9 protein-coding genes are annotated in these 12,245 nt (G+C 70.3%); 4 read left to right on the top strand and 5 right to left on the bottom strand.

The features are described from left to right. The first annotated feature begins 90 nt into the window (after positions 1-90). Positions 91-1,947: a TRAP transporter large permease gene (locus ENSA5_RS14095; protein ID WP_219906785.1), complete on the top strand. Its 1,857-nt coding sequence runs from the start codon at positions 91-93 to the stop codon at positions 1,945-1,947. A gap of 18 nt (positions 1,948-1,965) precedes the next feature. Here ENSA5_RS14095 and ENSA5_RS14090 read toward each other — a convergent pair whose 3' ends face one another. Together ENSA5_RS14090 and hemH are read right to left on the bottom strand one after the other, a co-directional pair. Further along, positions 1,966-2,772, bottom strand: a complete 807-nt coding sequence (locus ENSA5_RS14090) for an arginyltransferase (RefSeq protein ID WP_258182845.1) — start codon at positions 2,770-2,772, stop codon at positions 1,966-1,968. A gap of 88 nt (positions 2,773-2,860) precedes the next feature. Further along, entirely contained in the window at positions 2,861-3,916 is a 1,056-nt protein-coding gene (gene hemH, locus ENSA5_RS14085; protein ID WP_106392167.1) for a ferrochelatase, read from the bottom strand. A gap of 63 nt (positions 3,917-3,979) precedes the next feature. On the opposite strand from hemH, the gene ENSA5_RS14080 reads away from it, so the two are divergent. Continuing rightward, a complete protein-coding gene (locus ENSA5_RS14080) occupies positions 3,980-4,804 on the top strand; it encodes an SDR family oxidoreductase (protein ID WP_106392166.1) in 825 nt (274 codons plus the stop codon). Between the two features lie 485 nt (positions 4,805-5,289). Continuing rightward, positions 5,290-7,680, top strand: coding sequence for an endopeptidase La (lon, locus tag ENSA5_RS14075; RefSeq protein WP_106392165.1), 2,391 nt, complete (start codon positions 5,290-5,292; stop codon positions 7,678-7,680). Between the two features lie 73 nt (positions 7,681-7,753). On the opposite strand, the gene ENSA5_RS14070 is transcribed toward lon, so the two are convergent. Together ENSA5_RS14070 and ENSA5_RS14065 are read right to left on the bottom strand one after the other, a co-directional pair. After that, positions 7,754-9,271, bottom strand: a complete 1,518-nt coding sequence (locus tag ENSA5_RS14070; protein WP_146155688.1) for a HEAT repeat domain-containing protein — start codon at positions 9,269-9,271, stop codon at positions 7,754-7,756. 23 nt (positions 9,272-9,294) lie between these two features. After that, on the bottom strand, positions 9,295-9,756 hold the full coding sequence (locus tag ENSA5_RS14065) for a hypothetical protein (RefSeq protein ID WP_106392163.1): 462 nt from the start codon (positions 9,754-9,756) through the stop codon (positions 9,295-9,297). A 443-nt stretch (positions 9,757-10,199) separates the two neighbouring features. Here ENSA5_RS14065 and ENSA5_RS14060 point away from each other — a divergent pair, with 443 nt between their 5' ends. Then, positions 10,200-11,069: a hypothetical protein gene (locus ENSA5_RS14060; protein WP_146155687.1), complete on the top strand. Its 870-nt coding sequence runs from the start codon at positions 10,200-10,202 to the stop codon at positions 11,067-11,069. A 58-nt stretch (positions 11,070-11,127) separates the two neighbouring features. On the opposite strand, the gene ENSA5_RS14055 is transcribed toward ENSA5_RS14060, so the two are convergent. Next, positions 11,128-12,234, bottom strand: coding sequence for an NHL domain-containing protein (locus ENSA5_RS14055; RefSeq protein ID WP_146155686.1), 1,107 nt, complete (start codon positions 12,232-12,234; stop codon positions 11,128-11,130). Positions 12,235-12,245 lie beyond the last annotated feature (11 nt).

Genomic DNA, 12,245 nt, shown 5'->3' with positions numbered 1-12,245 from the left:
CTCCGACGACCCGCCCGACCCGCCCGCCGACTCGGACGAGCCTGCGCAGGACGACGAGCCCGGCGACACCGAGGACGAGGAGGACGACCAATGAGCGGCCGTGGCTTCAAGCTGCTCGCGCCTCCGCCCGAGCACATCCGCAAGCGCGCTCGCGCGCTCGGGACGATCTGCGTGTTCTTGGTCGTCGCCTTGCTCGCGCTGACCTCGATGGCCGACGACGGCAGCCTCGTGACCGAGGCGCCCAAGGTCAGCGTCGGCATGGGTATCACCCTGCTGCTGGCTGCGCTCGCGGCCATGGTCGTGCTCGGCATGCCGCTGTTCGTGATCATCGGCGTGCTCGCGATCTTGTGCTTCGTGCTGCTCGGCGAGGACTACCGCGGCTACGACACCCTCGATCTCCTGCCCGAGAAGGCCTCGGAGATGATGGGCAAGAACGTGCTGCTGGCGATCCCCTTCTTCGTTGCGAGCGGGGCGATCATGAGCGCGGGCGGCATCGCCCAGCGCCTCGTCGACTTCGCCCGGGCGCTGGTCGGGTGGATGCCCGGCGGTCTCGCGATCGCGGCCGTGTTCTCGTGTGTGATCTTCGCGGCGATCTCGGGCTCGAGCCCGGTCACGGTCATCGCGATCGGCTCGATGATGTACCCGCAGCTGGTCAAGGCCGGCTACGACCGCCGCTTCACCCTCGGCCTGGTGACCTCTGGCGGCTCACTGGGCATCCTGATCCCGCCCTCGATCCCGATGCTGGTCTACGCGATCGTCGCGTCGAGCGCCCAACCGATCGACGTCGCCGAGCTGTTCCTCGCCGGGGTCGTCCCGGGTCTGTTGATCGGCCTGCTCATGGCCGGGCGGGCGCTGTTCAACGCCGAGAAGGTCGAGCGCGAGCGCTTCGAATTCAAGGTCGTGTTCCAGCGCCTGCGCGAGGGCGTGTGGGCGATCAGCTTGCCGGTCGTGATCCTCGGCGGCATCTATTCGGGCGTGTTCACGCCGACCGAGGCCGCCGCGGTCTCGGTCATCTACGCGCTCGTCGTCGAGCTCCTGATCCACCGTGACATCGGCGCCCAGGACATCCCCAAGATCCTGACCGAGGCCGTGGTCAACATGGGCACGATCCTGATCATCATGGCGCTGGCCTTCGGGCTCAACGCCTTCTTGGTCGAGGAGATGATCCCCGAGCGCGTGGTCGACTGGATCCTGGCCCGCCACCTGACGCCGATCACCTTCTTGCTGATCGTCAACGTGTTCTTGCTGCTCGTCGGGGCGCTGATGGACTCGATCAGCGCGATCCTGATCATCGCCCCGCTCCTGGCCCCGATCGGCGCCAAGCTCGGCATCGATCCGGTTCACCTCGGGATCATCTTCATCGTCAACCTCGAGATTGGCTACCTGACGCCGCCGATCGGCATCAACCTGTTCGTCGCCTCGTCGGTGTTCCGTCAGCCGATCGGTGAGGTCTCGCGCGGGGTGATCCCCTTCATCGGGCTGATGTTGGTCGGGCTCGTGGCCGTGACCTACGTGCCGTCGATCTCGCTCGGGCCGGTCAACAAGATCATGCGCGAGAAGGCCTTCTACGAGCCCTTCCCGGATCCGCCCGAGGCGCAGAGCCCCGGCGCCGAAGACGACCCCAACAGCGACGCCGACGTCGAGGGCGACCTCGGCAAGCAGGAGCCGGTCATCGGGCCCGAGGGCGAGCGGATCAAGTCCGTGGCCGAGATGATGGCCGACGCCGAGACCGAAGGCGACGAGGACCTCGACGACGAGGATCTCGACGACGAGGATCTCGACGAGACCGAGGGCGAGCCCAAGCCCGCGTTCGACTCGAGCGGGATGAACTTCGTGCCCGCCGACCCCGACGAGGATGAGGACGAGGACGAGGACGACGAGCTCGAGCCCGCGTTCGACTCGAGCGGGATGAACATGGTCCCGGCCGATCCCGATCCGGACGAGTGAGCGTCGGCGGTTGCGGGGTTACTCGTCGACGGCCCCGTCGACGGCCCCGCCGACGGCCCCAATCGTCCCGTCCGCGAGGCGATCGAACACCACCCAGCGCCCGTCGAGCAGGCGCTCGTGGGGCAGGTAGCGCGACTTGTAGGCCATCGAGGGGCACTCGGCGACGTAGAGGCCGAGGTACAGCCAGCGCAGATCCCAGCGCTTGCACAGCTCGATCTGCAAGAGGATCGAGAACACCCCGGGGCTGAGCTTGGTCAGCTCGGGATCGAAGAAGGTGTAGACGGCCGAGAGCGCGTCGCTGCCTCGATCGACGATCGCCACGCCCGCGAGCCGGTCTTCCTCTTCGAGGACGTAGCGGATCTCGAAGCTCTCGGTGCACGAGTCGACCAAGAACGCGCCGTAGCCGGTCTCGTCGATCGGGTCGCCCTCGCCCATGAGCTCGCGGCCGATCTTGTGCTTGTTGTAGAGCGCGACCTTGTCTGCGCTCAGCGTCGGCTCGCCGATCTCGACCCGGAAGCGCTCCTGGCCCCGGCGAAGCAGCCGCCGCTGGGTCTTGTTGGGCTCGAAGGTCTCGACGTCGAGGCGGATCGCCTCGCACGCCGAGCAGTCCGGGCACCGGGGCCGGTAGAGGACCAGGCCCTGGCGACGGTCGCCCGCGTGGAGGCGCTCGCTGAACTCGGCCGCCGTCAGCGGCCGCGTGGGTAGGCGCATCGGCAGGCGGGCGACCCGCGAGTCGAGGTAGGGACAGTGGGTGTCCTCGTCGTAGACGAGTAGCTCGGGTGGGTGGCCGTCGAGCAGCCGTGGCCGTCTTGTGCCCATGCTCATGGAGGGGTGAGGAGGCGTCCGGGAGCTCCGGACAGGGCTACGGTAGCACGCGCGGTCGCGGGCGCCGGTCTGATGCTCGTAACGCGGGTCAGAGCCGGGACGGCAGGCGCTCACGGACGAGCTGCTCGAGCGCCCCAACCCAGGCGGGTTCCGCGTTGAGCGAAGGGATCAACTCCAGCGTCTCGCCGCCCGCGGCGACAAAGTCTGCGCGGGCGCGGACGCCGATCTCTTCGAGGGTCTCGAGGCAGTCGGCGACGAAGGCCGGACAGAACACCGCGAGCTTGCGGACACCCCGCCCGGCCAGCGCCGGGATCACCTGATCGGTGTAGGGCTTGATCCATGGCGTCCGTCCGAGCCGCGACTGAAACGAGATCGACCAGCGCTGCTCGATGCCGTGCTCGGCGCCGAGCTCGAGGCTGGCGGCCAGCGCCCGCGCGGTCGCGAAGCACTGAGCCCGGTAACAATTGCGGTTGCCGTCGACGAGGCGCTCGCAGCAGTCGGGCTTGGCCACGCACAGCTGCGGATCCGCGCTCGCGATGACCTGGCGCTCGGGCAGGCCGTGGAACGAGAACAGGACGTGATCGGGCGCGAGCGCGTCGAGGCGCGGGCGCCCGACCGCCGTGAACGCCGAGATGAACGCCGGGTGGTCGTAAAAGGGCGGCACGACCGTGATGAAGGGCGTGTTCCACAGCTTCGCGACCGTGCCGTAGACCTTGTCGAGCGCCGAGCCCGTCGAGCTCGATGCATAGTGCGGATAGAGCGGCACGAGCACGATGTGGTCGCAGCTGCGCTCGCGGAGGCGAGTCAGCGCGGCCTCGATCGACGGTGAGCCGTAGCGCATCGCCAGCTCGATTGGGTGCTCGGCGATACGCTGACCGAGGGCGGCGACGAGCGCCTGGCCATGGACCAACAGGGGCGAGCCCGCGTCGGTCCAGATCTGGCGGTAGGCCGCGGCGCTCTTTTTGGGCCGCGTGGGCAGGATGATCAGGTTGAGCAGCAGCCAGCGCCCGACGGGGTTGATGTCGATGACCCGCGGGTCGGACAGAAACTCACGCAGGTAGCGGCGCACGGGGCCAGGCTCGGGCGCCTCGGGGGTGCCGACGTTGACCAGCAAGATTCCGGTGCGGTGGAGGGGCGCCGACACGACGGCGCCACCATGACCCGGGCGTTGCAGCGGCGCAAGCGGTCCGTGGTACACCCCGAGGCGATGGCAGACCTCGCAGGAAAGACGCTCTTCATCACTGGCGCGAGCCGAGGCATCGGCAAGGCGATCGCGCTGCGGGCCGCGAAGGACGGGGCCAACGTCGTGATCGCGGCCAAGACCGCCACGCCGCACCCGAAGCTCGAGGGCACGATCTACACTGCGGCCGAGGAGATCGAGCAGGCCGGCGGCAAGGCCCTGCCGCTGATCGTCGATGTCCGCTTCGAAGATCAGATCCGGGCCGCGGTCGCCAAGGCGGTCGAGACCTACGGCGGCCTCGACGTGCTCGTGAACAACGCCAGCGCGATCATGCTGACGGGCACGCTCGAGACCCCGCTCAAGCGCTACGACTTGATGCACCAGGTCAACGCGCGCGGGACCTTCGCGTGCTCCCAGGCTTGCATCCCGCACCTGCTCGAGGCGGCCAATCCCCACATCCTCAACATCTCGCCGCCGCTCAACTTGAACCCCCGGTGGTTCCAGGGCCACGTGGCCTACACCATGGCCAAGTACGGCATGAGCATGTGCGTGCTCGGCATGGCCGGCGAGTTTGCGCGCAAGGGCCTGGCCGTCAACGCCCTGTGGCCCCGGACGCCGATCGCAACCGCCGCGGTCGAGAACCTGCTCGGCGGCGAGCAGATGATGAAGCAGTCGCGGACCGTCGAGATCATGGCCGACGCCGCCCACGAGGTCCTCACCCGCGACGCCAAGCAGTGCACGGGCAACTTCTTCATCGACGAGGAGCTGCTGCGCGAGGCCGGCGTCGACGACTTCACCAAGTACGCGGTCGACCCCAGCCAAGAGCTGCTGCCGGACTTCTTCCTCGACTGAGCTCGGGTCGGGCGACGACAGGCCGAGAGCTCGTGTTGGCGCGGGTCCTCGCCGTGCTCGCCCGCATGGTTCGGCGGGCCAAGCGACCCGCGCGGGCGCCCGGGGTGCCGAGGTCCGGCGCGCGGCGATCTCCGGTCGCCGAGTAAATAAATATAGTCGATTGGCGACAGTGCGGATGAAAATCGCGGGCGCGATAGCATGACAGCCACGCCAGCAGATCTGACATTGACGTCGCGCTGAACATGAAGTCGGGTCGAGATGGGCCTAGCAGCGCGCGGGGCGGCCTTGCGAACGGGTGGGCGGCGAGCATGGCCCAGGTTACGAAACTGCCTGGCTGGGGAGGAGATGGCGCGGTCTTGGGTTGACCGTTCGATGCGGCGCCTTAGCTTCAATCCATCGGCACACTCCGGACTGAATCCGAATCACGCCAGTTCAAACCGGCTGGCCCGAGCCGCCAGACCCGCATCCGACCTTCAGGAGATCCCATGACCGACAACAAGCAAGCCACCGACTACCCGCTGCTTCCGCTGCGCCGAGGCGTGCTGTTGCCCGGGTCCGTGTCCACCCTTCCAGTTGGGCGCACCCGCTCGCTGGCCCTGGTCGACGCCGTCAGCGTCGGCGACATCATCGTCGTCGCCTCGCAGCGCGAGCCCGAGACCGAGACCCCGACCCTGGCCGACATCCACCCGATCGGTGTGCTCGCCAAGGTCCACCGGGTCGGGCGCAGCAACGACGGCAGCGCGCGCCTCGTCGTCGAGACCCGCGAGCGCGTCGGGCTCGAGCAGGTCGTCCAGAGCTCCCCCTACATGAGGGTCTCGGCGATCCCCGCGCCCGATCAAAACGGCGACGCGACCGAGGCCAAGGTCCTCGCCGAGTCCCTGCGTGAGCATGTCCGCGAGCTCGCGGGCGACGCCGGCGGCAGCCTCGTCGAGGCCGTCGCCAAGCGCCTCGAGCCCAGCGCGCTCGCCGACACGATCGGCGCCCACCTGCCGCTCGAGCGCCACGCCGAGGTCGAGGTCCTGATGACCGTCGACGTCGTCGAGCGCCTGCGCCTCGTCGCGCGCTTCGTCAACGAGGCCAACGAGATGCACGCGATGCGGCAGAAGATCGACGAGGAGGTCCGCAAGCGCCTCGGCAAGCACCAGCGCGACGTGATCCTGCGCGAGCGGATGAAGGCGATCCAGTCCGAGCTCGGCGAGGCCGACGAGAGCGGCGAGGTCGACAAGCTCGAGACCAAGCTCGCCGAGGCCGAGCTGCCCGAGGAGGTCCAAAAGGTCGTCGACCGCGAGCTCAAGCGCCTGACCAAGCTCAACCCCGCGCACCCCGAGTTCAACGTCGCGCGGACCTACCTCGAGACGATCGCCGACCTCCCGTGGTCCACGCGCGCCGAGGTCACCGACGATCTCGACGAGGTCGCGGCCCAGCTCGACGCCGACCACTACGGCCTCGACGACGTCAAGGAGCGGATCCTCGAGCACATGGCGGTCTTGAAGCTGTCGGGCGGCAGCAAGGGCACGATCTTGTGCCTCGCGGGCCCGCCCGGAGTCGGCAAGACCTCCCTCGGTCGCTCGATCGCCGAGGCCACCCACCGGCCCTTCGTGCGCATCGCCCTCGGCGGCGTGCGTGACGAGGCCGAGGTCCGCGGCCATCGCCGAACCTACGTCGGGGCGATCCCCGGTCGGATCGTCAACGCGATGCGCAAGGCCGGGGTCAAGAACCCGGTGATGCTGCTCGACGAGGTCGACAAGCTGTCCCAGGGCTGGGGCGGCTCGCCCGAGGCCGCGCTGCTCGAGCTGCTCGACCCCGAGCAAAACCACACCTTCACGGACCACTACCTCGAGCTGCCCTTCGACATGTCCGAGGTCATGTTCGTGGTCACCGCCAACGATCTGAGCAAGATGTCGCCGCCGCTGCGCGACCGCCTCGAGATCGTCGAGATCAACGGCTACACCCCCGAGGAGAAGCTGAAGATCGCCCGCGGGCACCTGCTCCCGCGCAAGCTCGAGGAGAACGCCCTCGGCCCCGACGCGGTCGAGATCGACGACCTGGCCCTGCGCCACGTCATCACCGACTACACCCGTGAGGCCGGCGTCCGGCAGCTCGGGCGTGAGCTCGGCAAGCTCGGGCGCTCCGTGGCCCTTCAGGTCGCGCGGCGCAAGCCCGACGAGCCGGCCGAGGCCGTGCACGTCGCGGCCGAGGACCTCGACGAGTATCTCGGCAAGCGGCGCTTCTTCAACGAGGTCGCCGAGCGCACGGCGGTGCCCGGCGTCGCAACCGGGCTCGCGTGGACGCCGGTCGGCGGTGACATCCTGTTCATCGAGACCTCGCAGATGCGTGGCAAGGGCGGGCTCAAGATCACCGGCCAGCTCGGGGACGTGATGAAGGAGTCCGCGCACGCGGCCCTGACCTACGTGCGCAGCAACGCCGACGCGATCGGGGTTGACCCGAACTTCCTCGAGGACCGTGACATCCACATCCACGTGCCGGCCGGCGCCGTGCCCAAGGACGGCCCGTCTGCCGGGGTCACGATCTTCACCGCCTTGACCTCGCTGCTGAGCGGGCGTCGGGTTCGCAACGACACCGCGATGACCGGTGAGTGCACCCTCCGCGGCCGCGTGCTGCCCGTCGGCGGCATCAAGGCCAAGGTCCTCGCTGCGCACCGGGCCGGGATCACCCGGGTGATCCTCCCCCACCGCAACGCCCGCGATCTCGAGGAGGTGCCCGAGGAGGTCCGCTCGCAGCTCGAGTTCATCCTCGCCGAGGACATGAGCGAGGTGATCGAGGCCGCGCTCGAGGACGGCCACGAGCCGGAGCAGTCACAGCTCGGGCTGACGGTCCTCACCGATGTCGACAGCTCCTCGCCGACGCTGAGCTGAGTTCACAGTCCAAAGAGGGGAGCGTGACAGCCCCCGCTGCCGGTTCGCCGGTGGCGGGGGTCGTCGCGTCTCGCTATCGACAGCTCTGGCCGGGGAACAGCTTGGACAGGCTCTCGCGGGCGGTCGACGCGACCATGGGGTTGGCGCGGCTGATTCGGCACAGCGCGTCGCGGACCGCTTCGCTGGGGGCGTCGGCGTGGCCGAGGGCGATCGCGAGCTCGCGCGCGAGGTCCGGGTAGCGACCATCGACGAGCAGCTCGGCGACGTAGTCGGTCCCGGCCGAGTCATGCTCGACGAGCTGCCGGGCGGCCTCGCCCCGCTGGCTCAGATCCACGCCTGTGTCCTCGACCAGCTCGCGCAGGGCCTCGAGCGCGCTCGGGTCGGCGCAGCGGCCGAGGGCCCCGACGGCCGCTCGACCCACGCGGGTGTCTGCCTCGCCGCTTTCGCTGACCGGGCCCGAGATCTTGGCCAGCGCGCGCACGGTGGACTTGTCGCAGCTGCCCCGCTCGGCCACGCGGCTCAGGGCGGCCTTGCGGACCTCGGGCCAGGGGTGAGCCTGGCTGCCCGCGAGCCAGCTGTGATCGGCCGCGAGCTCGGCGTGGCGATAGCCGAGCTGGGCGAGGCGCGGGGCCTCGGCGGTGGTCAGCGACAGCTCCGAGACGAGGGTCGAGGCCTCGTCGCCGGGCATGGCCTCGAGCGCGAGCGAGACCAGGACCTCCCCGGCCTGGGAGCCACCGAGGGCGGCCTCGCTCTGCTCACGGACGACGGCCCCGAGCACATCCGCGCCGAGCCCGAGGCGGCCGAGGCCGTCGATCGCCGCGACCCGGACCTGGAAGGGCGAGCTCGGGTCGCCGGCCAGGGCCTCGAGGCGACCCGAGAAGGCCTCGTCGAGATCGCAGCAGGCGGCGCGGAGGATCAACAGCTGGGCGAGGCGGCTCTCGTCGTCGGCGTCGGCTTCGAGGTCTTCGTCGATGCCGGCCGCGATCGCGGCGCGGTCGGGGCTGTGCTCGCGCGCGCGGCGGATGAGCGCGCGGCGGAGCGTGTCTTGCAGCTCTGCGGCGCCGCGACCGACCATGGCCATGAGCTCGCCGAGGGCCTCGCGCTGGGTCAGCTCGACCAGGGCCTCGAGCAGGAGGCCGCGCTGCTGGTTGCTGAGCTCGCGATCACCGACCAGCCCGATCAGCACGGGGGTCGCGGCGGCGCCCTGCTGACGCAGCAGCTGGATCCACAGCTCGGTCGGGCGCTCGTGGAGCATCGCCGCGCGCAGCTGCTCGCCGAACATCCCGACGTGCTCGGGCCGCTTGAGCGCCGCGAGCACGTTGAGCAGGCGATCGCGCTTCTCGGGTCCGGGCGCGGGGACCCGCTCGAGCCGGGCGACGACGGCCTCGGCCGCGAGCGCGGGGTGATCTTCGAGGCGCGCGCGGGCGTCGAGGTAGGCCTTGCCCCGATCGACGAGGATGACCTCGACGTCGGCTGTGGCGGCGTCGAGATCGTAGGTGTCCGACACCGGGGCCGCGGCGGGGGGGGACTCTTCGGGTGCGCTCACCTGTGGCGGCGCGAACAGCTGCAGGGCCAATGCGACGGTCAGCACCGCCGCATCGTGCCACATTCACCTCAGAGCGCGAACGCGGCGACGACCCCGCCGCCGATCAGCGCCAGGGCCAGCAGCAGCCACCACGTGATGTCGGTGCCACCCACGAGGTCGTCGGCCGCGCGGGTCGCTACGGGGGTCGCCGAGCGGGTGATCCGCTCGTCGCCTCGGGGCGCTCGATCGACGAGCTCGACGACCACCAACAAGTCTCCGGCGCGGCCTCCCTCGACCACGCCACCGTGGCCGCGAAGGCGCAGCACCGCGCGGTCGGGGAGCTCCTCGGGCAGGTGGAGCTCGACGCTGCCGGGCTCGTCGTCGGCGAGGACCGCCCGCTCGACCAGCTCGCCCTCGGCGGCCAGCCGAGCCGGGACCGGGGCGCGGAGCGAGGCTCCGAGCGCCGCGCGAGGGACCTCGACGCTCACGCGCAGATCCGGGCCGCGCGGGCGATCGTCGTCGTCTTCGAACACGCTGCCGAGCTCGGCCACGCGCGCAGTGTCCCCGCCGCAGGTCCGGCCGGCAAGTCGCGCCAGCGCTAGCAGCCCGGGGTGCAATGCCTCGCGCCGCCTCGCTTGGCCTTTTCGCCGAGGGCTTTGTCGCCAAAACTTGCAGTACGCCCGGTACAGCGGCGTTTTGGCTTCGCGCCCTCGGCAAAAATTCCGGCGCGAGGCGACACGAGGCATTGCACCACGGGCTGCTAGAGCTCGGCGCATATGGCGAGCAGGACGATGAGCGCCAGGACAATCAACAGCATCAGTCGTCGACGGCGGTGCATCGCGGCATCATAGCGCCTGCTACGCGAGCTCCAGCGCCGTGAACATGAAGCGGCCGACCTTGGCCAGCTCGGTCGCAGGCACATGGATCGCGCCGCCGTCTCGCTCGACTCGAACATGATGTTGGTGGACCGGCGTCCACCCGGGTAGGCTGGGTCGTGGCCGAATCCCAGCCCCTCCATCCGGCTTACCGCCTGTCAGGGCTGGCCCGACCGGTCGATCCGACCTACTCGACAAACATGGCCATGGCCGTGCTCGCCGTGGTCGGGATCGTCGTCGCGGCGATCTACGCCTTCGTCGGCGGCGCCAACCCAGGCGCCGCGCTGCTCACGGGGCTCAACGTGGGGCTGATCGTATTTTTCTCGTGGGCGCTGACCCGCGAGCTGTCGCCCGACGACAACCCCGCCGCGTTCGTGGCCGTGGCCCTCGCCCTGGCCGTGTGGCCGCGGGTCGGCGCGCAGTCGATCCTGTTGCTGGCGGCGGCCCTGCTCGCCGCGCGCCTCGTCAACCGCAGCACGGGCAAGGCCGCCGAGCTCGGCGACACGGCCCTCGCGACCGTGGGCTTCGCCGCGCTCGCGTGGTGGGTCAGCTGGACCGTGGGGGTCGTCGGCGCGGTCGCGCTCAGCCTCGACGCCGTGCTCGCGCGGCCCGGAGACCAGCCCGCGCGTCGGCGTCACCTCGGCTGCGCGGTCGGGCTCGCGCTGGTGACGGCGGCGCGTGTCATCGTCGGCGTCGAGGCGCCGAAGCTCCCCGCTCACCTTCCCGTGTTCGCAAGCATCGCGGGCCTGTGTGCGCTGGCGGTGCTGCTCTATCCGAGGCCCAGCTCGGTCGGCGACGTCGATCGTCGGCCGCTCTCGCGCGCGCGGGTCCGCGGCGGCCTCGCGATGGGCTTGCTCGCCGCCGCCTTGGTCAGCCTCGATGGTGGGATCGAGCTGGAGCGCGCGGCGGCCCTGTGGGCGTGCGTGTTGGCGGTCCCGCTGGGCTTGCCGATCGTCGCCCTCCGCCGCCGCAGCAGCAACAAGCGATGAGTCGGCGGGGGTCGGTTTTCGTGGCGCCGAAGCGAACGGTCGACGTGGGGGCTCGCTGTCAGCGCAGCTTGATCCGCCAGATCTTGGCGTTCGACTGATCGGCGACGAGCAGGTCGTCGCCATCGAGGGCGACCCGAGCGGTGAAGCCCAGGGTGGACTCGATCGCCGGCCCGGGGACGCCGCCGCCTTGCACGCCCGTGCCCGCGATCGTGTCGATGACCCCGTCCGGAGTGACCCTGCGGATCTCGAAATTGCCGCGATCGCCGATGTAGAGGGTCCCGTCGTCGTCGCGGGCGAGGCCAAAGGGCTGCTCGAGCCGGGCCTCGGTCGCGGGGCCGCCGTCGCCCTCGTGGCCCCCGACGCCGCTGCCAGCGACGGTCGTGATCGTGCCATCGACGGCCAGCCGCCGGACCGCGTGGTTGAAGGTGTCGACGATGAAGAGGTTGCCCTCGCCGTCGAGCTCGAGCGCGGTCGGCCAGTGCAAGCCGGCTTCGGTGCCCGGCCCGCCGTCACCGCTGAAGGTCGCCGCGCCGGTCCCGGCGACGGTCGTGATGACGCCGTCTTCGATCTTGCGCACGCGGTTGGCGAGGCTGTCCGAGACGTAGATCGAGTCGTCGGGCGCGACCGCGATGCCGTCGAGCTGCATGAACAGGGCCTCGGTCGCCGGACCGCCGTCGCCCTCGTCGCCGACCGTACCCTCGACGCCGTCGGCGGCCCCGGCGATCGCCTCGAGCGTGCCGTCTTCGCCGACCGCGAGCACGCGGGGATCGTGGTAGGACACGAACACGAGCTGGCCGTCGCTGAAGAAGCCGAAGTCGATCGGGTTCTCGAGCGGCGTGTCCAAGAGCGGCAGATCGACCGCGGCGAAGGCATGAAATCCGCTGCCGACCACGGTCTCGACCCGGCCGTCGTCGGCGATCCGACGCAGCCGCTGATTGTTGAAGTCCATGATGTAGAGCCGGCCGTCGGGGCCGCGGCGCGCGGCCGAGGGCAAGAACAGATCGGTCTGCTCGGGCGCCAGGCCATCGCGGTTGTAGCCGAGCTCACCGGTGCCGACGACCAGGCAGATCTCGCCGGGCTCGGGCAGCTCGCACGGCTCCCGGGCGCAGGCCGACAGCGACAGGGACAGCGCGAGCAGCCCGTGGTGCAATGCCTCGCGCCTCATGTGCTCCCCGC

The sequence above is a fragment of the Enhygromyxa salina genome (assembly GCF_002994615.1).
Lineage (GTDB): Bacteria > Myxococcota_A > Polyangia > Nannocystales > Nannocystaceae > Plesiocystis > Plesiocystis salina_A.
This window is presented reverse-complemented; position numbering and strand designations above follow the sequence as displayed.

Excerpts from the sequence above, each read along its gene's own strand:
- ENSA5_RS14095 (WP_219906785.1), top strand. The coding sequence starts at position 91 with ATGAGCGGCCGTGGCTTCAAGCTGCTCGCGCCTCCGCCCGAGCACATC.
- ENSA5_RS14090 (WP_258182845.1), bottom strand. The coding sequence starts at position 2,772 with ATGAGCATGGGCACAAGACGGCCACGGCTGCTCGACGGCCACCCACCC.
- ENSA5_RS14080 (WP_106392166.1), top strand. The coding sequence starts at position 3,980 with ATGGCAGACCTCGCAGGAAAGACGCTCTTCATCACTGGCGCGAGCCGA.
- lon (WP_106392165.1), top strand. The coding sequence starts at position 5,290 with ATGACCGACAACAAGCAAGCCACCGACTACCCGCTGCTTCCGCTGCGC.
- ENSA5_RS14055 (WP_146155686.1), bottom strand. The coding sequence starts at position 12,234 with ATGAGGCGCGAGGCATTGCACCACGGGCTGCTCGCGCTGTCCCTGTCG.